Below are 24,831 nucleotides of genomic sequence, written 5' to 3'. Positions count from 1 at the left end.
ACCCCTTGGCCATTTTCTTATTTTACTCATCTTCTGAGAAACCAGGATCTGTTTTCTTAAGCAATGCCTGAATAGCTGTCAGGATAATCCAAAGTGTAAAGACAAAGATGATGGCTCCAAAGACAAATAACAGCATACTTGGCTGTTCTGCATACCACGCCCATTGCAAGAACACTTGCTGGAACATTGCCCAAAGCGTCATGAACATCAGGAAAATCATCGGGATGATTGTAATCATGTAATTTCGTCCAAGTTTCTTGAGCCAAATGGAAATAAGCAATAAACTGATGCCGGCAAGCAGTTGGTTGGCTGTTCCGAATAACGGCCACAATAAGTAACCGCCTGAGCCAAAGCCATTTGGCCCTTCAGGAAGCAAGACCAGTGCCGCACTTGCCCCAACAGCAATTGTCGTAGCTACGTGCTTTTTCTCAAGAGAAGGAATTTTGTATTCGACACCTAATTCCGAAATGATGTAACGCATTAAGCGGACCGAAGTATCCAATGTTGTTGCAGCAAACGACACGACGATAATAGAAACAATCGTCGAAGCAACTTCGGGTGGAATCAGCAAGCCTTGAGCTAAATTGGTAGCCCCTTCGATAAATGCGCCTAAACCAGCTCCGTTAGAAGCTTGGAAACTGCTGTAAGTTGCAAAAAATGTCTCACGGTCAGGGAACAATGTGATAACGGCAATGATTGAAATCAGTGCCAAAACCCCTTCACCTACTGCTCCTAAATAACCGACAAAACGTGCTTCGGTTTCTTTATCCAATTGTTTTGAGGTAGTCCCCGATGAAACAAGTCCATGGAAGCCTGATATTGCTCCACAGGCAATGGTGATGAACAACAACGGGAACCAGGAAATATCGGCATCTGGATTAGTTGCAGGCGCTGTAATTTCCGGATTAGTAAACAATAACCCAAGATAAAGAATTCCCAGTCCGACAATCAATTGGTGAGAGTTGATAAAGTCACGCGGCTGAAGCAATTTCCAAACCGGCAAAGTAGAAGCGATATAGACGTATACCATCAGCACGATAATCCAGATAAAGAAGGCTGTTGAAATCGCTCCGAGACCGAATAGCCCGGCTCCATCTTCTCCACCCATGTATTTAACAAGGTCAATTTGAAGAAAGCTCACTTGGCTGGCAACGATAGCGGTTATGTACATGACTGCCAGAGCAACAAGTGAAGGAACAAGCATTTTCTTATTCTTCTTATAAACGGCGTACCCAATCCAAATCGCTAAAGGAATCTGGATAAATACCGGAATGACGCTGGCAGGGTAAGAGATGAATAGATTGGCAATGACCCAAGCGAATACCGCATTAACCATTAAAACCAAGATCAAAATGATGAACAAGAATAGCATCTTTCCGCGCTGGCCAATCAAGCGATGCGCGAGCGTACCCACTGACTGTCCTTTGTTTCGGACTGACAAGACCAATGTTCCAAAATCATGAACTCCCGCAGCAAAAACAGTTCCGAGCACGACCCATAACACCGCTGGCAGCCAACCCCAATAAACTGCGATAGCTGGACCTAAAATTGGTGCAGCTCCAGCAACGGAAGTGAAGTGATGACCCCACAATACAAATTTATTGGTAGGCACAAAATCGACGCCATCTTTAAAGCGATGTGCGGGTGTAACATAGTTCGGGTCAAGCTTGAAAATCTTTTCTGCTATGTATTTGGAATAAAAACGGTAACCTAGTACAAACACAAAAATTCCAATAGCAGCAAGTGCAATAGCATTCATAAATCCAGCCCCTTTTTCTTTTTTGCAAGCGCTGACAAACGAACTTGTAGCTCAATCATAGAGGAGTCACGCAATAATGTAAATGTTCCGATAAATTATTCGTTTGATCAATTCAGCTTAAGAGATAACTTTCTATCTATCGCTTTAGCCTTTGCCAACGAATAAGCGATTTTCTGTTTTCTTCCTTAGTTGTCGAAAAATATAGAGCAAAACACTGAAAAGATTCGGAATGCTCATTAATCGCTTTGATGGACGTAACCCAGCTGCCGATTGAGTAACCTACTCGGAGGCGCAGCTCGAGTGGATTCGGCGTAAGCCTTTGGAAACTGTCTTAAGCAATATTAAATAAACAAAATCAGTTATTCACTTTGAAGGTCAGTGTTTATTTTTTGTTCATATAGTTTCAATTTGGTGTAAATGATTTCAAGGACAGGAGCCGCTACCTTCATTTCCTTGGCTCGTACAAGCAGGTATCCCTGTAAATGTTCAGCTTCAGTAGGCTGCATCTTCTCAATGTCCCGCTGCATGGAAGATTTCATCTCCGCACCCATGCTATTAATCCGCTTGAGTTGTGTTTCAGCAATTCCAGGTTTGATCGGAGCATCCATCTTTTCCATGATTGCCGTAAGCTCTTCCAAAAATGCTTGAATGGTGCGCTGTCCTGTTTCAAGATCTCGTATCGGTCCAATAGAAGTTTCCATCATTGAAGTAATGCCAGACATCGCAGTTATGAACAAATACTTATGCCACATTTCCTGATTGATGTGATCGCTCTTGATGAACTCCGCTTTGGTGCCCGTAAAGGCCGACTCTAGTTTTCCAATTCTTTCTGTTTTTTCGCCCGTTCGTTCGCCGTAAATCAGTTGATGGACAGGGCTAGTCTGAACAATTGTGCCATCTTCCGCTAAAGTCGATTCGACAAAACACAATCCTCCAAGAACGTTTTCTTCTCCAAACGCCTCAGTCAAGGACTGCAAGTGAGCGATGCCATTCAGTAGAGGCAAAATCATAGTTTCTGGACCAACGAACGGCTGAACATCCTCTATTGCATTTGCAAGCTGATAGGATTTTGTAGATATTAACACAACATCGAATGGTCGGCTTTGTTCATTTTTAGTAATCAACTTTGGTGAAAACTGCAGATCCCCATGCTTGCTGTGAATGTTCAATCCTGTCTGCTGTAACTTTTCTTTTTTACCTTCTCTCACCAGGAATGTGACGTCTTCTTCTTTCTCCAATAAACGCCCACCAAAATATCCACCAATAGCTCCTGCTCCAACAATTAATATCTTCATTACTTCACTCCTTTTCTATACCTTTTCATAACGCCAAATACCGTTGTCCATTATGCGTGTGCATTCTTTTCTGTGCCGCAAATATTCCAGATGTGCTAAGGTTTCTCCAACGGCAAAGCGCATTTCATGAACGGTTAAAGGACGATGAAATAACATTTCGCACGCTTCAAAAATACTGAGTGCCTGTTGGACGGTTTCCAGCGTTTCATCTAGCCGTATGTCATGATGCGTTAACAGCTCATCAATTCTCTGATTGGCTCCATAAAATGGTTTCCCATGAGATGGAATAACAAATTCAGCATCCAACTCCCTAACCTTTTTCAACGAACTCAAATACGATGCTAAGGGGTCATCATTGCCATGAAACCAATACGAAATATTGGGTGTGATTTTCGGTAGAATATGATCTGCAGAAAACAGCGTTTTTTGCTCTTCATTATAAAAACAAATCATGCCATCTGAATGTCCGGGTGTGCAAATAACTCGATATTCAAAATGACCAATCTTCACGGAATCCCCTTCTTTCAAATACTGGTCAATTTGCGGTAAAGGTGAAACAAGAGGCTTGAATTCTTCCGTATTCTTTGCCATCTGAGCTACTTGTTCTTCTGAAATTCCAGAAGTCCGGTAGTTTCCCGGTATGCTTTCCAAAAACGAAGCTGACCAGGCAGCCATGCCTACTTGTGCATCTATTTCTGTCATCCAGACTCGCGCCCCTGTTTTTTCTTGCAATCCACCCGCATATCCAAAATGGTCCGGATGGTAATGAGTCACCAGTATATCGGTGACTTTTTTATCACCCAGCTTGTCACTCCACACCTCTCTCGTTCTGTCATTGTTTAACCCAGCATCGATGACAGTCCAACCGTGATCATTTTCTGCCATAAAGCAGTTTACATGATCTAAACGGAACGGCAGTTCAATCCGAACCGGCTCAACTCCAAGCTTTTCCAGCATCGCCGCATTTTCAAGCTCTCGATTTGCCAAAGGAGGTGTCATGGCTTCAGCACTAGCTTCCCAATAGTTTTCCGTCCCTGCAGCGATTTGTGTGCTTTAGCAGCTTCTGCAAGCGGATAGGTTGCACCAATCGTTAAAATCAATTTTCCGCTCTTCATATAGCCTAATAATTCGCTGAAACTCCGTTGGAACAATTCCGGATAGCGCATAATCTGAGGCAGGAAAAAGCCGATGACTGATTGGTTCTTTCGCATTAACTGACCTGGACTGAAAGTGGCCTGTTTTCCACTGGCAGCCCCGAATATGACGAGCCGTCCAAATGGAGCAAGGCATTTCACGGTTTTATTGAAGACCTCGCCTCCTACCATTTCAAGTGCTAAATCTACACCTTTGCCATCGGTAATAGCCTTAACTTTTTCGACCCATCCTTCTTCCGTGTAGTTGACTAAGTGAGTTGCCCCCATTTTCTGTGCATGAAACAGCTTTTCTTCTGTGCTGGCAGTTGCGATGATTTTTCCAGCACCGAAAATCTTGGCTAATTGCACTGCAATTGCACCGACACCTCCAGCAGCCGCATGAATCAGCACCGTTTCTCCTTTTTCGAGCCTCCCCATGGTTTTCAAAATATGATAGGCACTCAGCCCCTGCAGTGGCAAAGCGACAGCCTGGTCAAAACCGACGCCTTCTGGAACTTCTGTCAGGACACTTTGGTCGACGGCGGCATATTCCGCATACCCTGCAGAACCGATCAGCGCGACAACACGATCACCTGCTTTAAAGTTCTTTACGTTTTCTCCGATCTCAACAATCACACCAGCCACTTCTGATCCTGGAATATAGGGTAGTTCAGTCGGTACTACATACTTTCCTTCGCGCCTTGCCGTGTCAGCATAATTGACGCCAATTGCCTTAACTTCGATAATTACTTCTGTACCTGCCGGATCCGGTTTTTCCGCCTCAACAAACTGCAGAACATCTGGTCCACCATATTCTTCAAACTTTATAACTTTCATCACTGTCTCCTCCTAACAAATATAATGTTCCTCATCCACCAGCTTCTCAGCAATTTGTCTCTTCACTTTATCCAGACCACTGCGCTGCAGCCGGATCAACTCGTTCGTCACAGCGGTCGTATTACGAGCCAATTGGTCTTCTGAAGAAGCTGCCTGCATCAATTTGCGCGCCGCCATTTCCACTTCCAGCAGTGCATCACCAGTTAGCGCCTGCACCATAAGAACTTTCAACGCGGACTGCTTTTCTTTATCTGTTTCTATTGCTTTCGCCGTTCTCATCACCGCAGATTCCAACGCGTATAAAGCAATTGCGATGTCCGCCAACGCCATCAAAACTTCCTGTTCTTCTCCCATTCCAGTACCATATGATTCATACGCAACACCTGTGCTGAACAGGAAAATACGCCGAACCGCCTCTACGGCCGCTATTTCCCGGGAAATGAGACCATCAACTATTTTTTGTGGAGATTGCATTTCTTCGATAGCCGAAACCGTCAATTACGAAAGTGGCACATTTCCTTTCGCTGTCTGTTTCAGCAAATTGCCAGGTATCAGCAAACGGTTTACTTCATTAGTACCTTCAAAAATCCGATTGATCCGTGAGTCACGATACATTTGCTCTACTTTATATTCTTTGATAAAGCCATATCCCCCGTGCAATTGCAGTGCTTCATCCGCTACAAAGTCGAGCGTTTCCGAGCCATGCACTTTGCAAACTGCACATTCGACCACATATTCCATCAACTGTTTGGCTATCTTGCTATGATCTTCCGATTCATAAAGGTCGCCAAGCGCATCCTCCAGATATCCGGCAGTTCGGTATTGCAGTGATTCGGAAGCAAAAATACGCAATGCCATATCAGCCAATTTTTCCTGAGTGGCTGTAAATTCAGCAATCGCTTTGCCAAATTGGTGACGCTCTTTAGTATATTTCAACGAAAGCTCCAATCCATACTTAGCTGCGCCCATGCAAGCAGAACCCAAATTATAGCGGCCCAGATTCAAGACATTCAAAGCAATGACGTGGCCTTTACCGATTTCGCCAAGAAGATTTTCCACCGGTACTTCACAATCCTCGAAAATGACTGCACGCGTAGAAGAACCTTTGATGCCCATCTTCTGTTCCTCGGGTCCAAGCGATAGACCAGGATGATCTTTCTCAACGATAAACGCAGTAAAGGCAGTGCCATCCACTTTTGCATAAACAATAAAGGTATCTGAAAACTCCGCATTGGTAATGAACATTTTCGTTCCATTTAATAGGTAATGAGTGCCATTCTCGTTCAGCTTGGCAGTGGTCTTGGCGGCAAGGGCGTCTGATCCAGCCCCTGGTTCTGTCAGACAATAAGCACCGATAAATTCACCGGAAGCCAATTTCGGCAAATACTTCTCTTTTTGCTGAGGCGTACCGAAATAAGTGATTGGCAAAGTCGCAATGCATGTATGATTGGAGTGCGCCACTCCGTAACCTCCAGCTGATCCGAGCGACTCGCCGACCAATCCTTTACTGATTTTGTCCAGACCGAGACCTCCGTATACTTCTGGAATACTGTGTCCAAGCAAGCCCAACTCTCCTGCTTTTCCAAACAGCTCTTTGACCAACCCGAAGTTTTGGTTTTCAATTTCTTCATTGTTGGGCCGAACTTCCTTCTCCAGAAAGCGCTTAGCTGTTTTAGCAATTAATTGATGTTCCGCTGTAAAATCTTCTGGGGAAAAAAAGTGCTCGGATGGCTGGTAAAGAAATGCTGCTCCTTTATAAGCCGTCGTTTTAGTTTTCATAATGGCTTGCCTCCCTGATTAAATGCTTTTCTAGATGCTCTCGGTTGGCCTCTGGCAAAGCTTCACTTTTTTGGGTTTTAAAATCGAAATGGACGGCACTTGCCTGCCCTTTTGCAATAAGCTCTCCGCTTTTCTGGCCTTTGATTTCATGTACAACCTGAAAACTTGAATTGCCAATTTTACTGACTTCTGTTCGAACCATCAGTCTTTGATTGTAGTGGCCTTGACTAATGAAATCACAGGATGCTGAAGCTAAAATAATTTTCCAGTTGTTGATATCGTGTCCAAAACCAAGTTCTGCAAAAAAGTCAGTTCGCGCTTCTTCCAGGTAAATGAAGTAACTGATATTGCTGATATGTCCCAATGCATCAGTTTCACTAAAACGCACTTTTATTGGAATTTCATGAGCCATCTCTATTTCCCCTCCTTTACGCATTAAGCGATTCCATTCAAAATCAAATCACTGTAAATGCCAGCTAGCCGATCTGCTGATATTCCTCCTGTTGGATTAAACCATTGATAACTCCAATTGGTAACGCCTAAAATAGCAAAAGCAACCATCTCAGGTTCAAGCCCTTGTCGAAATTCATGTTCAGCGACACCGTTACTTATAATCTTTTCAAGGTTTTTCCGGAATTTCTCACGTTTCCCTTTTACTTCTACCGCGTTTTCTTCGCATAAATGCCGCATTTCCCTGAAGAACACTTTCCCACTTGGTCCGTGATTTGCAATATCCGTAATCAATAATGCGATAAGTTGCTCTAGTTTTTCACGGTTGTTGAGCTGGCTTTGCCGAATTATTTCCTGGCGTTCCAGCAGATCATCGATATAGCCTAAGTGAATGTCCATCAGCAGCTGCTCTTTGCTGGTAAAATAATAGTAAAATGTTCCTTTGGTCACATTTAAAGCTTCAACAATGTCTTGTATAGACGTCTCACTAAAGCCTTTTTTCTCAAACAGAAGAATGCTTTGCTGTTTGATGTCCTCTTTCATGATTATTCCCCGCCATTCGTTTTTCGGTAATTTAAAGAGCGTGCATACCACCGTCGACGATAATGATATCACCCGTTATGTAATCGGACGCTTGGGATGCCAGAAACAACGCCGTTCCTTTCAAATCCTCTTCTGTCCCAAAACGATTCAAAGGCGTCCGGGCTAGCAAGCCTTCCTGCCCTTTCTCCATTACCGCTTTCGACATTTTAGTCGGAAAGAATCCTGGAGCGATGGCATTCACGTTGATGTTATGCTGACCCCATTTAGCAGCGAGGTCTTTTGTAAAAGTGATGACCGCGCCTTTGCTGGTGTTGTAGCCAATCGTATCCATTAGCGTCGGATCGATCCCCCCGAGTCCCGCAACTGATGAGATGTTGATGATTTTTCCGCTCCTTTTTTCGATCATCGTCTTTCCTACTTCACGGCTCATTAAAAAAGTGCCAGTCACATTTACATCCATGACTTTTTTCCAGGCATCCAATGGCATGTCGACAACAGACGCTCCCCATGTTGCACCTGAGTTATTGACCAGAATATCAATGGAACCAAATTTCTCGAGCGTTAGTTGAACGACATTTTCTACATCTTCCGGATTGGTAACGTCGCAGGCCAACGCAAGCGTACCAACGCCCATCTCCATGAGTTTGTCAGCCGTCTCCTGACAGGCCTCCACTTTGCGTGAACACAAGACAACGTTCGCCCCTGCTTCAGCAAAAGCTTCTGCCATCATAGCACCAAGACCTCGGCCCCCTCCTGTGATAATGGCCGTCTTGCCATCCAGCTTGAATAAATCCATTACGTTCATTTTCCATCCCCCTGACTGATAATAAAAAATCATACTAACTAGTTAGTATGTTCAGAATACTTGGATTTCATGTTACCGCTTTCAATTTTGTATTGCAAGAAGAGCCGCAATGGAAAAAATGCTCCTCCTCCTAGTTTCTCCTCCAATTCAGCTGGTCAAAAAATGTGGAATTTGGTACAGGTCAACATTGCCTCCTGACAAAATGACTGCAGCCTTTTCATCTGCCATGCCGGCTTTACCTGCCATCACCGCAGCCAAGGCAGTTGCACCTGATGGTTCTATCAGCTGTTTGGTACGTTCCAGCAGAAATTGAAACGCTTCTTTTATTTCTACTTCAGAAACCAGGACCAATTCATCCAGATGCTCTCTCAAAATCGGAAAGGTCAAATCACCGGGTTGCGAAGTGCGCAGTCCGTCTGCAATGGTCGTGGTTCCAGAAATCGCCGTGATTTCCCCTTTCTGAAGTGACAGGAACGTATCGTTTGCGGTCTCCGGCTCTACACCAATTACCCGGACTTCAGGCTTCAAAGCTTTTGCCGCGCACAGAATTCCGCCGATTAGGCCGCCCCCACCAACCGGCACAACGATGACATCAACATCCGGTACCTGCTTCAAAATTTCGATTGCGATAGTCCCTTGACCAGCAATGACAGCTGGATGATCGTACGGGGGAATATAGGCGCCGTGGTTGTCTTCTGCCAATTGCTTAGCTCTCGGTATCCGCTCAGCAGATGTCAGTCCGCAATACTCGACTTCGGCCTGGTAGGCTTTAATCGCTTCGACTTTCACGCGATTGGCGTCCTCCGGCACGACAATCATCGCTGGAATTCCTAATTGACTTGCAATATAGGCGACGGCCTGCCCATGATTGCCCGACGATGCTGCGGTGATGAAACGTGCACCTCCTGCCACCGCTTGCTTTACGGCATTCGTGGCTCCGCGTATTTTGAACGAACCCGTCTTTTGAAGATGCTCTGCTTTTAAGCAGACCTGCATTCCACAGCGCTCATTCAAAAGTGAAGAAGTTAAGATCGGTGTTTTTTGGATGGTATCACCGATTTCTCTATACGCTTTTTTCACGTCATCCAAGCTGACCATTTTACCCGCTCCTTTGTCTCGCTTTTTCTATCTGTCCCGATCTTATCATATTCATGTGTAAAAAATTAATTATTCAGATAAAATTCAGTCACCGATGAATACCCGATCACTTCCTGCTTAGTTTCTTTTATCGATGTAAGTAGGAGATGTGGGTATTCAATCCATCCCCCTTTACGGTAGACTAAGATTGCAAATCCCGCAAAGGAGTGAAGAAATTGTTGAAACGATTGGTGGTCACTGGCTACAAGCAACATGAACTAGGGATATTCGATGAAAAGAACCCGGGCATCCGTTTTATTAAAAAAGCGCTGGAAAACCGTTTTCGGGCATTGCTTGACGAAGGTCTGGAATGGATCCTCTTGAGCGGACAACTCGGAGTTGAGACCTGGGCTGCAGAAGTGGTGTTAAATATGAGAGAAGAGTTTCCGGAATTGAAGTATGCCGTGCTGACACCTTTTCTGGAACAAGAAAAAAGATGGAATGAAACAAAGCAAGAGCAGTACCGAATAATCCTCTCTAAAGCCGACTTTCACCGCAGTTTGACCAGCAAACCCTACGAAGCACCTTGGCAGTTTATCGAAAAAAACAAATTTTTCCTGCGCAACTCTGACGGCATTTTAATAGTCTACGACGAAGAAACCGATGGCTCGCCCAAATTCATCAAAAAAGAAGCTGATCGTTATGCAGAGACCACAGACTATCAGGTACTTACGATAACCGGTGATGACCTTCGAGTTGTGACAGAAGAAGAACAAATGAACGAATGGGATAGCTAAAAGCTTTCAGAACCTGTTCCCCAGTTGACGGTGAGCCTGCTTTTAGGTAACCTTAGCAACTATGTTAAAAAAATCATTTCAGGGGGAACTATGAAGAAAGCTTCGAAAGTCTTTTACATCACGTTTGCACTGGTCATTTTAACTGTCGCTTTCGGTGTTATCGCACCTGAAACCTTTGAATCTGCCACTGGAAGTATCCGTAACTATATCAACACTGCATTTGGCTGGTACTATCTATTGATCATGGCTATCCTAATGATTTGCGTTGCCATCATAATGGTCAGTCCTTACGGCAAAATCCGTCTCGGCAAAGATTCGGATCGTCCAGAGTTCTCGACGTTTAGCTGGATTTCCATGCTGTTTTCCGCGGGAATGGGAATTGGTCTCGTCTTTTATGGAGCTTCAGAGCCCCTATCTCATTTCGCTGTTCAAACAGCAACAACTGAACTTGGATCGGACGCGGCGTTCAAAGAAGCCTTGCAGCGCTCTTATTACCACTGGGGCATCCATATCTGGACGATGTACGGAATGGTCGCACTGTCTTTAGCATTTTTCCAATTCAGAAAAGGTCAACCTGCATTAATATCATCAACATTGAAGCCAATTTTCGGAGACAAGATGAACGGTCCTTTAGGAACGCTTGTTGACGTGCTCGCTGTTTTTGCAACAGTATTCGGCGTAGCAACATCACTCGGATTTGGCGCTGCTCAAATTAACGGGGGCATCGCTTATTTATTCGGAGCGCCACAGGAATATTGGGTGCAGATCATCATCATCGGCGTTGTAACCATCCTGTTCATCATTTCGGCCTGGTCTGGGCTAAACAAAGGAATTAAATACTTGTCCAATATCAACATGATTTTGGCAGTTATTTTACTGATGCTGGTACTGGTTTTAGGTCCAACTCTTTTAATTCTGAATATGTTTACTGAAACCTTTGGGGAATACATCCAAAACCTCATAAGCTTGAGTTTCAAATCTGCCCCTTTAAATGCGGAAAACCGTAGTTGGTTGGATAGCTGGACAATCTTTTATTGGGCCTGGTGGATTTCTTGGGCGCCGTTTGTCAGCATGTTTATTGCCCGCGTTTCCAAAGGTCGGACAATTCGTGAATTTCTAGCCGGTGTCGTTCTTGCACCAAGCATTTTCGCCGGAATCTGGTACGCTACTTTCGGCACAACGGCAATCAATTTCCAGAAAAGCGGAATTGATTTGACAGCCTTTCCAACTGAACAGACTTTATTTGCGATGTTCAACGAGCTGCCTCTCGGATTTCTCATGTCGATCATCGCGATTATGCTTGTTAGTACATTTTTTATCACTTCAGCTGACTCGGCCACTTTTGTATTAGGAATGCAGTCGACGCATGGCTCATTGTTGCCAAGCAATCAAATCAAAATTCTCTGGGGAATTGCCCAGTCGATGGTGGCTGCCATCTTGCTATCGGTAGGCGGCTTGACAGCGGTGCAAAATACCATCATCATTGCTGCATTGCCTTTCTCTTTTGTCATCATCTTGATGATGTTTGCTTTGTTCAAGGCCTTGAACCTCGAATTGCAATTGATGCAAAATAAAAAATAACCAGTAGCCACTTTTGGAGTCACCTCCAAAAGCGGCTTTTCTTATTGGTTAAATAGAGAAGGTTGGGGTATAGGATAACTAGACAGTAAACTTGGAGGTGTTCCAGACATGCAGGCAGAAACCAAAAAAATTATCCAGGAATCATTGGATGCATTGCTTGAAAATGATTTGTTCCTACCAGACTTGACGAACAGAAAACAGGCTTTCGCTTCACTGAGCGCCATTCTTTCCACACCCGACAAAATACATAAATCTTTTCTCAGAGTTCCCCTGGATGATGGGAGCGTGGTGCGAATTCCATCTTATCGTGCGCAGCACAACGATGCGATGGGACCTTATAAAGGCGGAATTCGATTCCACGAAAGTGTAAATGAAGAAGAAGTCATCAATCTGGCATTTTTGATGACCTTAAAAAATGCCCTGCATAAAGTTCCATTTGGTGGAGGCAAAGGTGGAATCGTCATCAACCCACGCGAATATTCGGAAAAAGAACTGAATCTCATTTCCAGAAAATATGTTAGTTATTTTGCGGATGTCATCGGTCCCGACAAAGACATTCCTGCACCAGATATGGGTTCAGGTGAACGGGAAATGGACTGGATGATGGCAGAATACAAGCTGGTCCATCCTGGCACGTCTTATTTGGGAAGCTTTACAGGTAAAAGTGTCGTTAACGGCGGTTCTCTTGGAAGGCGGGAAGCAACTGGAAAAGGCGTTTACTTTACCTTCCGCTATTTGCTTCATGATTATGTAAAAGCAAATAAACAGCTGCTTACCAAGAGTGACAATCTTTTTGCCAAAACCACTTTGGAGCTATACAACCGACCTTTAAAGATGGCCGTTCAAGGCTTCGGAAATGTGGGCTCTGTTGCAGCTCTTGAAGCCTATCATTGTCATTTAATTAACCATAAAATTATTGCTGTTAGTGATCGCAACGTAACTTTATACAACGAAAACGGATTAGATATCCCTGCATTGATTGAATTCACCAAAACAAACCGCGGGGATTTGCCCTCAACAGAAGAGCAACTGCAAAGTGCCACCATCAAAGCTGAAATCAAAGAACGCGATTGCCTCGTCACTTTGCCTGTTGACGTCTTACTTCTCGCAGCACTAGAAAACCAGATTCAAAAAGATAATATGAAAGATGTCCAGGCGCGAATCATCATTGAAGGGGCGAACGCACCGACTGCACCGGAAGCTGACCAATACTTGAGTGAGCAAGGAGTCGTTATCATTCCTGATATCCTGGCAAATGCCGGTGGGGTCATTGTCTCTTACTTTGAATGGCTACAAGGTCGTGAAACTCAATTTTATGATGAAGCTGAAGTCTATCGATTATTGATAGATAAAATGAAAGAAACGATGGACATGATATTACCGCAATACTATGGAGATCCATTTGCCCTTCGTCAAAACTGCTTTATCCATGCGGTCACGCGATTGTCGACTGTGCTCTATCGGCAAGGTAAGCTCTACTGAACTGCAAAAAGCACAGCCCGACTTACGGGCTGTGCTTTTTTATATTTCCGAAATTCTACGGTCATGCGAGATTTTGTACGCATGGTGCCGAAAGTTTAGGATTTGGTCTTCTGAACATTCGATGCCTTCTGTTACAAGAGTCGGATCGAACATGATTTTTTCTACTTCCGGTGCTTTTTCCGTAATCGTCAAATAGCCAAGCGTCAGCTTCTCCCGGTTTTCCGGCCACTCTTTTGTCGGATCATCGGTGGGATCTCCCGGCTGCCCTAAAATCACATTTAAACGGAACATCACTGGCCCTTTTGCAATACGATCTTCCATATCTGTTTCGAAAAAACCGATTGGCAAGGCAATCGCATCTAGCAGCGATAAGGTTTCCGTTCCACTTTCCGGTTCCCAAAGATATTTGACCGGCTGCCGCTGCCTTTCCTGATTGATGAAATAAAATGCATGGACTGAGTTGTATTGACCTGTTGCAAAACTTGACGGCGCCTGCATTTTCCGGATATTGGCAATCATCGCTCCGCTTTCTGGATAATCTGCCAGCAAGTCTGCCAGTTCCGTTAAACTTGGTTTGCCTTTCTTGAATGACTTGACGACGCCAAGCATCTCGGTAAAAATTTCAGGTGTTCTAGCAAAGAAAATGGGAGATGTGACACCCACGATGTTGGTGACTTCCCCGTTCGGCAATTGGAATTGCACCGCCATGCCTTTGACCGGAGACATCGCGTCGGCCCATGTCGGATCCGGAGAAAAATGCGAAAAGCGCACAAACGCTGCGATTTCCCCCTCTTGAAAATGCGAAGCTGTCGTCAAATGGCCGGCAAGACCGGTCGCTGTGAAACGTGCCCTGTAGCTCTTTCCTCTTGCATGGGCTCTCCGAAAACTTGGATGTGTACCAAATATCTTCTCAATCTGACCAATAGCCGTTTCTGCTAATTTGTCCATTTTATCACCTCTTACTACTTCATACCCCTTTTTGCACCCTTTAACAGCTCAATGCTGATCCGCATACAGCCACCAGAAAATGGTAGCTGCCAATCCGATTATTCCTGTAAAAAATACTGCTAGAAAGCTGCCAAGTCCAAGTGCTATCCTTGTCCCTGCTATTTCACTGAATATAGCCGGAACCGCCCATGGGAAAAATGCTCCATAGCCAGCTGCCGCAATCACTTGAGCAAGCACTACCATAAACAGGATAAAGCCGATTGGCGCCAGGTATCCTCTACTCCAACAGGCAAAAAAAGCCGGTGTTGTGCTCAGTGTCACTGTGAGTATTGTCGTAGTCAACAGCACAAAACCACTGTCCAATGCCACCTCCATAGACCCTTTGGCAGCTGGATGAAAAATCCAATAGCAATTCCGAGAACGATGACATATACGCTCAAAAGGAAATTGGTAAAAAACACTGCGAAAAATTTCGCCATGATGATGTTCAGGCGATGCGAGGGCAGTGTCAGCAAATCCTTGATGGTCCGATCTGCGTATTCTCTACCGAATACCCAGCTCGTTACAAAACCGAATACCAGGATTCCTCCAACCGCAATAATTTGGGCGATCATTCTCAGGTAGGTAGGCCAATCCGCCGAGCCAAAAATCTGCGCTTTATCCCCGATCAGCCCCGAACTTTTTGCAAGCTCTGGATTTTGTAAGACAAATATAAAAAATCCAGCCATTAAGGGCGCCACTGTAAAGACGGCCAAGGTAATCCAGATCATTTTAGACTTCCTGATCTTCAAGCCTTCCACTCCAACTGCTGTAAAAAAGCTCATCGATTCACACCCCCCGCTCTGTGATGACGCGTAAAAAGTATGCCTCCAGCTCTTCTTCCTCCAAAGCTAAATGATTGGGAGGAACGTCTTCGGATACCAAATAACGGGAAATTTTTTCTGGATGCCGCACCGCATATTCGGCAGTCGTTTCGATTTTCCCATCCTCATTGAAAAGAGATGGATATCCTGCTTTGTTCATCGCTGCCAAGACTTTCCCTCTGTCTTGCGCATCGATGACCAATCGTCTGTTGAGAAGGTCTTTAAACTGGTCTGCTTTGACTTCCTGAAGCAGGTTCCCTTGATGGATTATCCCTATTTTGGTGGCAACTTTAGCCACTTCGCTCAATAGATGGCTCGACATGAAAATCGTTACCCCTAGATCATAGGCTAAATGCTGAAAAAGTTCCCTGACTTCAATAATCCCTGTCGGATCCAGTCCATTTGAAGGCTCATCCAAAATCAAAATCTCCGGTTTATGCAACAATGCTTTTGCAATCCCCAAACGCTGCATATTGCCCAAAGAAAGCTTGCCGGCTTTTTTATCTGCGTATGCCGTCAGCTTTAGTTGGTCCATCACCTGTTGAACCGCGGAACTGTCAGAGACGCGGCGCAGCCGGCGGAAAATCTCCAAGTTCTCTTTGACTGTAAGTTCTGGATAAGCATAAGGCGTTTCCACAAGGCTTCCGACTTTTGCCCATAACGAATGGTTTGCAAGCCCTACTTTCTGATTTTCAATGTAACAGTCCCCTTCACTCGGACGGATCATTCCCAGCAGCATCTTGATGGTGGTCGTTTTGCCTGAACCATTCAATCCAATAAACCCGTAAATTTCCCCTCTTCCAATTTCCAATGAGATATCTTCTACAGCCAAAAACTTCTTGTAGCGCTTGGATACGTGAGACAACCGAATGGCTGAATTCATTTTCAATGCTCCTTTTCCTGAAGACTCCCTTTGCTTTAGAAATGACGATTTTTTATTTTCATTATGTGCCCGTTTCTTCAAACTTACAATCACCTGAGTGGCAATTAAAGAATTTTCTTTGGATCACTTGAATATTCTCTATCGGGAAGGGAATACAGAAAAAGAATGAGCAACACACAAAAAAGGAGGCAATATACGTGGATTTTAAACATGAAAACAATAAGTTCTCGGCTCTGGAAAATTCCGAAGAGATGGCTTTCTTGAGCTATGTATCAAATGGGGATGTATTGACTGTCGACCATACCAAAGTTTCTCCGCAACTGGAGGGTCAGGGGATCGGTAAGAAATTAGTGGCGCAAGTTGTTGAATATGCCCGCAGCGAAAACAAGACAATCGACCCGCAATGTCCATTCGCCAATGGCATCATCGAAAAGACTCCTGAATTCCAGGACGTGCTGACCAAATAAAAAAGCATCCGCATTTGGCGGATGCTTTTTCTTTTGGCTTTGTTTTCGAGAAAAGCAACGGCGTGAATACATCACTTAAGAAAGCAATCAAAATTTATGTACAGCCACCAGTTCAGTTGGAGATTTAGAGACATCTATTACTGATATTCACCCGTTCAATGACAACTTCTATAGAATTTCGCATGATCACGATCTAGATCTGAAGATCAATACGTTGGTTTGGAAAAATGCAGAAGACTATCATCGTGCGCTGGTGCAAAGTGATGAAATGCAGTCTATACTTCCGAATTCGAGGCCTCTGGCAATTAAGTCCCTGTAAAAAGATCTCAGCGATATATCGTTTTCATTTTTGTTGACTACACTTACGCATTTTAAACTAAATGCTGTTTCTGAAAAGAAGACACCATTTCGAGCAATTTTATGCAGTCTTTAAATTTCGAATGTTATTATAAAGTAAGACTTGCTTAGTCGAACATGATTCCGCTGGGCCTGAGTTGAAAAAGTGATTATCCATTAAAGGAGCTGTACTGACAATGACGGAAAAGAAACAACTTGGAAATACCGGTTTGTTCATTAATCCAATCGGCCTTGGCATAAACGCTGTTGGCGGACACAATCTTTACCCTAATTTAAATGAAGACACCGGCAAAGAACTGGTTCACGCTGGCATCGACAATGGGTTGAATTTCATAGATACTGCATATGCATATGGCTATGGCCGTTCAGAGGAATTGCTTGGCGAAGTGCTGCAGGAATCTGGTGCACGCCACGAACTGGTGGTTGCTACCAAAGGAGCTCAACGCCGGCAAGACGGCAAGGACACAATGGACAACTCCCCTTCATTTTTGAAGCAGTCAGTAGAAGACAGCTTGAAGCGCCTTCAGACCGACTATATCGATTTATTTTATATCCATTTCCCAGATGAACAAACACCAAAAGCCGAAGCCGTCGGTGCTCTACAGCGCTTGAAGGAAGAAGGCAAAATCCGCTCAATCGGCGTCTCGAACTTTTCCATGGAGCAATTGAAGGATGCCAACAAGGATGGCTATGTCGACGTTTTCCAAGGCGAATACAATCTGTTGAAGCGTCAGGCTGAAGAAGATTATTTCCCTTATGTAAAAGAGCATGGAATTTCCTATGTTCCCTACTTCCCTTTTGCTGCAGGCTTGCTTGCCGGCAAATACGATAAAAACAAAACCTTCGATGATTTACGGACGAATATGCCTCATCTCCATGGACAAGAGTTCGAACGCAACTTGGAGAAAGTCCGAAAGTTGAAAGATTTTGCTGAAGCGAAAGGGGCTGAAACAGCTCATGTTGTGCTGGCCTGGTACTTGTCGCGTCCTGAAATCGATGGCGTTATTCCCGGAGCAAAACGTGCAGATCAGGTGTTATCGAACTTGAGCGCATTAGACGTCGAGCTGAGTACTGAAGAACTTTATGAAATTGGTTCTATTTTCAAAAATTGACCTAAATAAAAGGCGACCCACAAGGGGTCGCCTTTTATGATGATCATTTAAATTCGCCGTCATTGATATTGTATAAGTAACTCCAGTTATCAGCTTTATACAATTCATGGAAAGTAATACGTTCCCCGGTTCCAAGGGTTACTTCTTCTCCAACAATCGCTACTACCATTGCCGTTCCTGTGTTATCCAAGTTCAAGTAAACATCTCCGATAGAAGGGCGGATCGCATTCTTCTCACGCAATACTTCTTCTAGTTGAGCATCTTGCTTCAGCTGCTCAGCCGAAACCTTGGATTTGTCCAAGTAGACGATATCATTGCTGTTTGCTTCTTCCCCAGGGGCCATGACGAGAAATTCTTTTGATTTTACGGTATTTTGGCGCGTAGTAATCACATTTTTTCCTTCAATCGATTCAACTTTTTCGAATTCATTCAGCGAATAATGGTCCATATAATCCGGATCGGGTTTAGTAATCAGGATATAACCGCCTTCTTCTGCTGGCTGATTCTCAATCAAAGTATATTTGGACCCAAAAAACAAGAAGGAATCCATGTGTTTCGGTTTGTAGAGCGTAACTTCATCAGCTTTGCTTGCGACTTGCTCCATGTCTTTGACGCGGAACATAAGCACCGACTTTTTAGCCAGTGGTTTCACAGAATAAACTTTGTGCAACTCATTTTGATAATAAACAAATTGTCCTTTTCGTACCTGCAATAATTTCATTATTTGCCCTCCGTTACTGTCATAGCTATGGCTTCATTCTAGAGGAAAAATGCATAGAAGTCCATGCAAGCACGCGTTTTTTTTGGTATGCTACTATCACAAAAACTATTATTGACGGGGGTGCCTTGAATGGACATTGAAAACCAGGATGACTTTATCATCAAAAAATACCAACAGGAAGAACAGATCATGGTTCAGCTATTTGTCCAATGGTGCACGAATCATAAGCTGAATCCGGCTGAACTTTACCAACGTGCCTATCCGGGACAACTACAAAGTTCTGTGCTGACTGACACAATAGATCAAGCAGATACAGAAGAGCTGGATATTGACCACGAAACTCTACTGGATGTCCTTCAGATGTTCGGAAATTACGATTTAGCTTTTATTGTTTCTGAAGAAAGTGAAAAACTCTCAAAAAAGTAAAGATCTTGTGCAAAGGCACTTAATCTTTACTTTTTTCTTTTCCGCAGTTCTTTGGCTTTGTTTTCAATATAGCTGGTGCGCAGATTTTCAAACCGATTGGATGCCACGTTGCTATAGATTTTATCAAACTTCGACTCTTCTTTGACCGGTTCAGCTTCGGTCTCCTCAATGCCCTCTGCTTCTACAGGTTCCGAACGTTCTGGCAGCTCTTCTTCTTTTTTGTCATTGACCATTAACCCATCACTCCTTTTTCTACAGCTACTCCTACTTTAAAAGTTTCCCTTGATCACATCAGGATAAACACCAGAAACAAGCGGCCCTCCTAAGTTAAAAGATGACCGCCCTTTCTGTCAGACGGTTAGTTTCGCTGTTTTTAATGCTTTCCCAAGAAATTTAGCAAGTTCCAGCATGCCATACTTGCCAGCTTGTGCTTCCGCATCAGCGTTATAGTTAGTGTTAGTGTTCACGTCATAAGTATAGATATCCCCAGCAGCGTTGCGAATAAATTCAATTCCGGCTACGTTGATATCATTTTGTTGCAAGAAAGCTTCGTATTTTTTAAGAATTGGATCATCAAAGCCTTCGATTACCTGGAATTTCGGCTTCTCTTCAGCTTCTTCCCCTACAGGACAAAATAAATCGTCGATCCGGCAAGCATCTGCTGGACACAACTCAAACCCTTCAGATGTATCTACTTGAACAGCATAAACAAATCCCCCCCGACAAATTCACATCGGGTGATGAATGGTTCTGGTGCTTGAATGTACTCTTGGATCAAGGTGATGCCGTCAATGGACGGTTCAAATTCAGTGCTTTCGACATATTCTTTCAAGGCTTCGAGCGAATGGAATAGTCGCACACCCAACCCTTTGCCGGCACGATTGTGTTTAGTGATGAAAGACGGAACATTCATTTTTTCAGCAGCTTTTAAAATCTGCTCTTGACCATTTACAGCAATCGTTTTCGGCGTTTGAATCCCTGCCGCATTTAATGCCATATATTGGTTGACTTTGCTCACTTCAAGACGCAAGGCACGGCTGCCATTGAAGACTGTACGGCCATGATGCTCAAGCCATACTAGCAAGGACTCGGTCAGTTCAGGCGCAAAGCGATGGCCTCTTGTATGGGAAGACGCGCTCATCCGGCTGTAAAAAACACCTTCAGGCGGTGCTTCGTTCAAATCGACTAACCCCTCATCAATAAACCAATCTTCATAGGGCAAACCCAGTTCGTCAAGCCGTTTGAATAAGTGGGTCGTCCATTCTTCGTTTTCGTGAATTACATAGATTTTTTCTGACATGTTGTACCCTCCTAGATGGTCAGCGCTTTATTCGCTTTTCTTTTTTCTTCGACCAATGGCATAACTTGTTGTGAAAAACGTTCCATTTCTTCCAGTTGCGGAGAAAATTGCAACAGCAGCAAGTCCAACCCAACATTTTCATAAGCAACAATCTGGTCTGCGATTTGTTCAGGCGTGCCGATCAAGTTCGGACGCAAGCCACGGTTTGATACCGAGTAATCTTCCAGCTTTATTTGCTGCTCCAATTGCGATTTGCTGACAAAATCATTATACCCGATATATCCTTCTGTTTCTTTGACATCGGTAATGCGCGCATATTCTTCAGCTGCTTGCTCTTCTGTATCCCGGCAAATCACATAAGCCGCCATGCCGAATGTCTGCAAAGGATCCCCACCAGCTTGTTGGCGCAACTCTTTCATGCCAATGATTTTCTCATGGATTTCTTCTACAGTTCCACCATGCATGACATAAGAATCACACGATTCCACGATTGATTTTTTGCCTCGTGTGCTTTCGCCGCCAGCATACAGAATCGGATGAGGGCGCTGCACCGGCTTCGGTTCAAGGCGCGCGTTTTGGATATCGTAATACTTTCCTTTAAATGAAAACTCCTTTTGCGTCCACATGCCTTTGACAACTTTCAAAAACTCGTCCGTCCGGTCATAGCGTTCGTCGTGTTCTGTGAACTCCCCGCCATATTGTCTCGCTTCTTCCGCCCACCAAGCCGACACCACATTCAATGTAAAGCGACCATTGGAGATTTGATCAATATTCGCAGCCATTTTTGCTGTGATTGCTGGGTTATGGAACGCGGGACGAATTGCCGCCATAATTTCGATTTTTTCTGTCACTGTTGCAAGTGCTGCAGCCGTAGACCAGGCTTCAAGGGAATCAGCCTCCATTCCTTTAATATCATTTAAATTCAATTCCGCGATCAAGGTTGTATCATAACCCCATTTTTCTGCGGATTGAACAACTTTCTTTGCGTACTCAAATGTCGGTGGCATCTGTTCTTCGTCTACATTTCGCAGCCATCCGCCAAAAATTGGCAACCAAAACCCATATTTCATCATCACCCACACCCTTCTTGTTCGAACCAACTTCTCGAAAGATTCAATCTTTTAAAAGAATAAAGATAGTATACAACATATCCGACAATTCTTACCAGTAAACTAGACTTTAAATTTCTATAAAAAAAAAGCCGAGTTATCGGCTTTATTCCTATAGATTATTTAGAGAACGAAGCCGGCATGACTACTCCAATGACTTCGCCTGTCGCACATAACGTATCACCTGTGTAGACCTTTGTCTTCACTTTAAATTTCTTCGGGTGAATTTCTTCAATTTTACCCACTGCTTTTAAAATAACTCCTTGAGGTGTCGGTTTTAAATAATCAACATGCAAAGAAGCCGTGACAAAACGCGGTGGCGCTTCCCCACTACCTGGCTCAAAGCCATTTTTCCGATGGAGCGCTAACGACGCAGAGCCTGTTCCGTGACAATCAACTAATGAAGCAATCAAGCCCCCGTAAACAAATCCGGGAATCGCTGTATGTACTTTCTTTGGCTCATATAAGGTGACAGTTTCCTCACCGTTCCAGGCTGTACGGAAATGGTGACCTTCTTTATTGAGTCTGCCACAACCATAACACCAAGCAAAGTCTTCTGCATACTCATCTTGTATTGCGATTACTGAATGATTCTCCACGACTTATTCCCCGTTTCTTTTCTAAGATAGAAGTTATGTCACATAAACTCCATTTTGTAAAAGTCTATACGAGTAGCCTACACTAAAGAATCTGATAGTTCAAAATCCAAAGGAAAAAGCATGATCCTTTTCATCAGATCATGCTTTTTCCTTTTTCCATCCCTCGAAAATCCTGAGGGAGTTTTGCACGCGGAAAATCTTATTAAATTCTTTCTACAAACTGTACATCTCTGACGAATACGAAACTCTCGTCATTGCAGTTTAGTTACGCTGACTGTCATTCGCCGATAAGGCAATTACATTCACATTTACATCTCAGTGAATTTTTTGGTACTGCAGTCAGGCTTTCAAATGCACTTCCACAAAAAACTTACAGCTTACTGTTTGAAACACTTACCGGATAGAAACCCAAATAACAATGGTTCCTGACAAGAGTAAATATCGTCAGCAAAGCAAATTTCCCGCCAAGGCTGTGCAATTTCTCGTCTGAAGGCGATTCTGGATCGAATCCAGTCGTATTCTTCCGACGGTGATTCCGCCTTGTACTTTACATTACCCACCTTATAAATGAATCTAAACCTATTTATTAAAATTTTTTTATGAATTCTGAATAATATTTTTACATTTCATCTTTCTCCCTCTATACTAATAATTAGTTCGAAAACCGTAATACATAAAGGAGAGATCATATGGTTAAAAGTTTGCCAACACGTTTAGCGGTTCCTGTCGGAGAGACATGGGACTTATCCAATTTATTCAATAGCTCCAAAGATTTCGATCAAGCATTGGAAAGCTTGGAGCAGGAAGCTGAAGCCTTAAATCATAAAACTCAAGGTACCATCACCGATGTGCCGACTACCATTCAGACTTTAACAGATTACATGGCCTTCCTTGAGAAATTAGTCATAGTCAGCACCTATGCGAGTTTGACGATCAGCACAGACCAAACCAACAACGAGGCTCAACTGCAGTCTAGTAAGTTTAGTGCTGTGGCTGCCAAGATTAGCAGCAAGCTGTCTTTTATCAACAGTGAGCTTCTCGCTTTGCCAAGAGAAACTTTGGAGCAGGCGATGCAGGAGTCAGCAGAATTCAAAGGTTTTCTGGAAAAACTGCTTCGCAAAAAACCTTACCAACTGCATCCTGAAGTGGAAAAAACGCTTGCTGCTTATTCTTCCACTTTCAGTGCGCCATATGGACTTTACAACACCACGAAAATGGTCGATATGAACTTTGAAGATTTCGAAGTAAATGGCCAAGCATACCCGCTCAGCTATGTTTCCTTTGAAGGAGATTGGGAAGCAGAGCCCGATACAGAGCTTCGCCGTGCAGCATTTGATGCTTTTTCCAAAAAGCTGAAAGATTACCAGCACACGACCGCGAAAACCTATGATATGCAGTTGCAAACAGAAAAAACAACAGCTGATTTACGTGGCTATGACAGCATTTTTGACTATCTTCTCTCCAACCAAGAAGTGGACCGCTCGCTCTACAATCGCCAAATCGATCTAATCACCAAGGAACTTGCACCCCATATGCAAAAATACGCAAAACTATTGCAGAAAGTTAACGGCTTGGATCGTATGACTTTTGCAGACTTAAAAATTTCCTTGGACCCGAGCTACGAACCCGAAATCACTGTGGAGGAATCCAAAAACTATATTGATGGTGCTCTGTCCATCATGGGCCCTGATTACATCGAAATGGTCAATCGTTCCTATTCTGAAAGATGGATCGACTTTGCCCAAAACAAAGGGAAATCGACGGGCGCTTTCTGCTCGAGTCCTTACGGTGTCCATCCGTATATTTTAATATCCTGGACTGGACGCATGAACGAAGTCTTCGTGTTGGCTCACGAACTTGGCCACGCAGGCCATTTCTACAACGCCAATCGTGAACAGAACATCTTTAATGCACGTCCTTCTCTTTACTTTATCGAAGCGCCTTCTACGATGAATGAAATGCTGGTCGCCAACCATCTGCTGAAAAATTCAGAGGATCTGAAATTCAAACGTTGGGTGATTTCATCGATTGTTGCGAGAACTTACTACCATAATTTCGTCACTCATCTGCTTGAAGCCGCTTATCAGCGCAAGGTCTATGAGCGGATTGACGGAGGACAAAGCGTCAATGCTGGAATTTTAAACACCATCAAACGCGGAGTGTTGGAGGAATTCTGGGGAGATTCCGTTGATATTACAGACGGTGCCGAGTTGACCTGGATGCGCCAGCCGCATTATTATATGGGCTTGTATCCATACACTTATAGTGCGGGATTGACCATCTCCACCCAAGTATCCAAACGAATTTTGAATGAAGGCCAGACGGCTGTAGATGAATGGCTGGAGGTTCTGAAAGCAGGAGGCACCAAAACGCCGGTGGAACTTGCACAAATGGCAGGAGTCGATATCACGACCGAACAACCGCTGCGCGACACCATCGCTTATATCGGCGAGCTGGTCGACGAATTAGTCCGCTTAACAGAAGAAATCGAAGCAGGCTAAAGAAAAG

23 protein-coding genes and 2 pseudogenes are annotated in these 24,831 nt (G+C 43.9%); 7 read left to right on the top strand and 18 right to left on the bottom strand.

Translation table 11 applies throughout. The features are described 5' to 3' along the window. Positions 1 to 22: 22 nt before the first annotated feature. The 9 genes and pseudogenes from BBH88_RS02035 to BBH88_RS01995 form a co-directional block, all read right to left on the bottom strand. Positions 23 to 1,759, bottom strand: coding sequence for a carbon starvation CstA family protein (locus tag BBH88_RS02035; protein WP_065536230.1), 1,737 nt, complete (start codon positions 1,757 to 1,759; stop codon positions 23 to 25). 359 nt (positions 1,760 to 2,118) lie between these two features. Then, positions 2,119 to 3,054: a ketopantoate reductase family protein gene (locus BBH88_RS02030; protein ID WP_006829352.1), complete on the bottom strand. Its 936-nt coding sequence runs from the start codon at positions 3,052 to 3,054 to the stop codon at positions 2,119 to 2,121. A 15-nt stretch (positions 3,055 to 3,069) separates the two neighbouring features. Next, on the bottom strand, positions 3,070 to 4,053 hold the full coding sequence (locus BBH88_RS02025) for an MBL fold metallo-hydrolase (RefSeq protein WP_006829353.1): 984 nt from the start codon (positions 4,051 to 4,053) through the stop codon (positions 3,070 to 3,072). Beyond that, a complete protein-coding gene (locus BBH88_RS02020; RefSeq protein WP_006829354.1) occupies positions 4,050 to 5,024 on the bottom strand; it encodes a quinone oxidoreductase family protein in 975 nt (324 codons plus the stop codon). Before BBH88_RS02020 ends, BBH88_RS02025 begins: the two co-directional genes overlap by 4 nt. 12 nt (positions 5,025 to 5,036) lie before the next feature. Continuing rightward, positions 5,037 to 6,803: pseudogene (locus BBH88_RS02015) on the bottom strand (acyl-CoA dehydrogenase family protein). Next, positions 6,793 to 7,215: an acyl-CoA thioesterase gene (locus tag BBH88_RS02010; RefSeq protein ID WP_006829355.1), complete on the bottom strand. Its 423-nt coding sequence runs from the start codon at positions 7,213 to 7,215 to the stop codon at positions 6,793 to 6,795. The pseudogene BBH88_RS02015 and the gene BBH88_RS02010 overlap by 11 nt, the downstream one beginning before the upstream one ends. 23 nt (positions 7,216 to 7,238) lie before the next feature. Further along, entirely contained in the window at positions 7,239 to 7,796 is a 558-nt protein-coding gene (locus tag BBH88_RS02005) for a TetR/AcrR family transcriptional regulator (RefSeq protein ID WP_006829356.1), read from the bottom strand. A gap of 31 nt (positions 7,797 to 7,827) precedes the next feature. Continuing rightward, a complete protein-coding gene (locus tag BBH88_RS02000; protein ID WP_065536231.1) occupies positions 7,828 to 8,601 on the bottom strand; it encodes an SDR family oxidoreductase in 774 nt (257 codons plus the stop codon). A gap of 147 nt (positions 8,602 to 8,748) precedes the next feature. Further along, positions 8,749 to 9,699 (bottom strand): threonine ammonia-lyase, encoded by a 951-nt coding sequence (locus tag BBH88_RS01995; protein WP_006829358.1) that lies wholly within the window; start codon positions 9,697 to 9,699, stop codon positions 8,749 to 8,751. 215 nt (positions 9,700 to 9,914) lie between these two features. Between BBH88_RS01995 and BBH88_RS01990 the strand changes: the two genes are divergently transcribed. The 3 genes from BBH88_RS01990 (at position 9,915) to BBH88_RS01980 (ending at position 13,538) form a co-directional block, all read left to right on the top strand. Beyond that, entirely contained in the window at positions 9,915 to 10,475 is a 561-nt protein-coding gene (locus BBH88_RS01990) for an SLOG family protein (RefSeq protein ID WP_065536232.1), read from the top strand. Between the two features lie 90 nt (positions 10,476 to 10,565). After that, positions 10,566 to 12,056: a glycine betaine uptake BCCT transporter gene (locus tag BBH88_RS01985; protein WP_065536233.1), complete on the top strand. Its 1,491-nt coding sequence runs from the start codon at positions 10,566 to 10,568 to the stop codon at positions 12,054 to 12,056. Between the two features lie 108 nt (positions 12,057 to 12,164). Then, positions 12,165 to 13,538 carry a Glu/Leu/Phe/Val family dehydrogenase gene (locus BBH88_RS01980; RefSeq protein ID WP_065536234.1) on the top strand — a complete coding sequence of 458 codons (1,374 nt, stop codon included), beginning with the start codon at positions 12,165 to 12,167 and terminating at the stop codon, positions 13,536 to 13,538. 39 nt (positions 13,539 to 13,577) lie between these two features. Here BBH88_RS01980 and BBH88_RS01975 read toward each other — a convergent pair whose 3' ends face one another. Genes BBH88_RS01975 through BBH88_RS01965 form a run of 4 tightly spaced genes read right to left on the bottom strand, consistent with a single transcriptional unit; the run spans position 13,578 to position 16,232 of the window. Beyond that, positions 13,578 to 14,486 (bottom strand): catalase family peroxidase, encoded by a 909-nt coding sequence (locus BBH88_RS01975; protein WP_006829362.1) that lies wholly within the window; start codon positions 14,484 to 14,486, stop codon positions 13,578 to 13,580. Positions 14,487 to 14,534: 48 nt separating this feature from the next. Further along, entirely contained in the window at positions 14,535 to 14,849 is a 315-nt protein-coding gene (locus BBH88_RS19470) for a hypothetical protein (RefSeq protein WP_083387733.1), read from the bottom strand. Further along, positions 14,825 to 15,310, bottom strand: coding sequence for an ABC transporter permease (locus BBH88_RS19465; RefSeq protein WP_083387732.1), 486 nt, complete (start codon positions 15,308 to 15,310; stop codon positions 14,825 to 14,827). Before BBH88_RS19465 ends, BBH88_RS19470 begins: the two co-directional genes overlap by 25 nt. A 4-nt stretch (positions 15,311 to 15,314) precedes the next feature. Next, positions 15,315 to 16,232, bottom strand: coding sequence for an ABC transporter ATP-binding protein (locus BBH88_RS01965; protein ID WP_065537327.1), 918 nt, complete (start codon positions 16,230 to 16,232; stop codon positions 15,315 to 15,317). Positions 16,233 to 16,363: 131 nt separating this feature from the next. Here BBH88_RS01965 and BBH88_RS01960 point away from each other — a divergent pair, with 131 nt between their 5' ends. Then, positions 16,364 to 16,699 carry a GNAT family N-acetyltransferase gene (locus tag BBH88_RS01960; RefSeq protein WP_331244223.1) on the top strand — a complete coding sequence of 112 codons (336 nt, stop codon included), beginning with the start codon at positions 16,364 to 16,366 and terminating at the stop codon, positions 16,697 to 16,699. 533 nt (positions 16,700 to 17,232) lie between these two features. Then, positions 17,233 to 18,168, top strand: a complete 936-nt coding sequence (locus tag BBH88_RS01955; protein WP_065536235.1) for an aldo/keto reductase — start codon at positions 17,233 to 17,235, stop codon at positions 18,166 to 18,168. Between the two features lie 43 nt (positions 18,169 to 18,211). Here the strand turns inward: BBH88_RS01955 and BBH88_RS01950 are convergent, their stop codons facing one another. After that, positions 18,212 to 18,889, bottom strand: coding sequence for a hypothetical protein (locus tag BBH88_RS01950; RefSeq protein ID WP_006829367.1), 678 nt, complete (start codon positions 18,887 to 18,889; stop codon positions 18,212 to 18,214). Positions 18,890 to 19,018: 129 nt separating this feature from the next. On the opposite strand from BBH88_RS01950, the gene BBH88_RS01945 reads away from it, so the two are divergent. Beyond that, positions 19,019 to 19,315, top strand: a complete 297-nt coding sequence (locus tag BBH88_RS01945; RefSeq protein WP_006829368.1) for a BTB/POZ domain-containing protein — start codon at positions 19,019 to 19,021, stop codon at positions 19,313 to 19,315. A gap of 26 nt (positions 19,316 to 19,341) precedes the next feature. Here BBH88_RS01945 and BBH88_RS01940 read toward each other — a convergent pair whose 3' ends face one another. The 4 genes and pseudogenes from BBH88_RS01940 to BBH88_RS01925 all read right to left on the bottom strand — a co-directional run bounded on the left by BBH88_RS01940 (position 19,342) and on the right by BBH88_RS01925 (position 22,323). Beyond that, positions 19,342 to 19,548 carry a hypothetical protein gene (locus BBH88_RS01940; protein ID WP_006829369.1) on the bottom strand — a complete coding sequence of 69 codons (207 nt, stop codon included), beginning with the start codon at positions 19,546 to 19,548 and terminating at the stop codon, positions 19,342 to 19,344. Between the two features lie 117 nt (positions 19,549 to 19,665). Continuing rightward, positions 19,666 to 20,615 (bottom strand): annotated as a pseudogene (locus BBH88_RS01935) (ATP-grasp domain-containing protein). An 11-nt stretch (positions 20,616 to 20,626) separates the two neighbouring features. Beyond that, on the bottom strand, positions 20,627 to 21,685 hold the full coding sequence (locus BBH88_RS01930; RefSeq protein ID WP_040852130.1) for an LLM class flavin-dependent oxidoreductase: 1,059 nt from the start codon (positions 21,683 to 21,685) through the stop codon (positions 20,627 to 20,629). 158 nt (positions 21,686 to 21,843) lie between these two features. Further along, entirely contained in the window at positions 21,844 to 22,323 is a 480-nt protein-coding gene (locus tag BBH88_RS01925; protein ID WP_006829372.1) for a PaaI family thioesterase, read from the bottom strand. Between the two features lie 689 nt (positions 22,324 to 23,012). Here BBH88_RS01925 and pepF point away from each other — a divergent pair. Beyond that, entirely contained in the window at positions 23,013 to 24,824 is a 1,812-nt protein-coding gene (gene pepF, locus BBH88_RS01920) for an oligoendopeptidase F (protein WP_006829373.1), read from the top strand. Positions 24,825 to 24,831 lie beyond the last annotated feature (7 nt).

The organism is Planococcus antarcticus DSM 14505 (assembly GCF_001687565.2).
GTDB classification, from domain to species: Bacteria; Bacillota; Bacilli; order Bacillales_A; family Planococcaceae; genus Planococcus; species Planococcus antarcticus.
The sequence above is the reverse complement of the archived record's forward strand: the minus strand, read 5'-3'. Positions and strand labels throughout refer to the sequence as shown.

Coding starts and splice junctions, on each gene's coding strand:
- BBH88_RS02025 (WP_006829353.1), bottom strand. CDS start 4,053: ATGACACCTCCTTTGGCAAATCGAGAGCTTGAAAATGCGGCGATGCTG.
- BBH88_RS01940 (WP_006829369.1), bottom strand. CDS start 19,548: ATGGTCAATGACAAAAAAGAAGAAGAGCTGCCAGAACGTTCGGAACCT.
- BBH88_RS01975 (WP_006829362.1), bottom strand. CDS start 14,486: ATGGACAAATTAGCAGAAACGGCTATTGGTCAGATTGAGAAGATATTT.
- BBH88_RS01980 (WP_065536234.1), top strand. CDS start 12,165: ATGCAGGCAGAAACCAAAAAAATTATCCAGGAATCATTGGATGCATTG.
- BBH88_RS02030 (WP_006829352.1), bottom strand. CDS start 3,054: ATGAAGATATTAATTGTTGGAGCAGGAGCTATTGGTGGATATTTTGGT.
- BBH88_RS02010 (WP_006829355.1), bottom strand. CDS start 7,215: ATGGCTCATGAAATTCCAATAAAAGTGCGTTTTAGTGAAACTGATGCA.
- BBH88_RS01950 (WP_006829367.1), bottom strand. CDS start 18,889: ATGAAATTATTGCAGGTACGAAAAGGACAATTTGTTTATTATCAAAAT.
- BBH88_RS01965 (WP_065537327.1), bottom strand. CDS start 16,232: ATGAATTCAGCCATTCGGTTGTCTCACGTATCCAAGCGCTACAAGAAG.
- pepF (WP_006829373.1), top strand. CDS start 23,013: ATGGTTAAAAGTTTGCCAACACGTTTAGCGGTTCCTGTCGGAGAGACA.
- BBH88_RS01985 (WP_065536233.1), top strand. CDS start 10,566: ATGAAGAAAGCTTCGAAAGTCTTTTACATCACGTTTGCACTGGTCATT.
- BBH88_RS19465 (WP_083387732.1), bottom strand. CDS start 15,310: ATGAGCTTTTTTACAGCAGTTGGAGTGGAAGGCTTGAAGATCAGGAAG.
- BBH88_RS01995 (WP_006829358.1), bottom strand. CDS start 9,699: ATGGTCAGCTTGGATGACGTGAAAAAAGCGTATAGAGAAATCGGTGAT.
- BBH88_RS02020 (WP_006829354.1), bottom strand. CDS start 5,024: ATGAAAGTTATAAAGTTTGAAGAATATGGTGGACCAGATGTTCTGCAG.
- BBH88_RS02005 (WP_006829356.1), bottom strand. CDS start 7,796: ATGAAAGAGGACATCAAACAGCAAAGCATTCTTCTGTTTGAGAAAAAA.
- BBH88_RS01930 (WP_040852130.1), bottom strand. CDS start 21,685: ATGAAATATGGGTTTTGGTTGCCAATTTTTGGCGGATGGCTGCGAAAT.
- BBH88_RS02035 (WP_065536230.1), bottom strand. CDS start 1,759: ATGAATGCTATTGCACTTGCTGCTATTGGAATTTTTGTGTTTGTACTA.
- BBH88_RS01945 (WP_006829368.1), top strand. CDS start 19,019: ATGGACATTGAAAACCAGGATGACTTTATCATCAAAAAATACCAACAG.
- BBH88_RS02000 (WP_065536231.1), bottom strand. CDS start 8,601: ATGAACGTAATGGATTTATTCAAGCTGGATGGCAAGACGGCCATTATC.
- BBH88_RS01955 (WP_065536235.1), top strand. CDS start 17,233: ATGACGGAAAAGAAACAACTTGGAAATACCGGTTTGTTCATTAATCCA.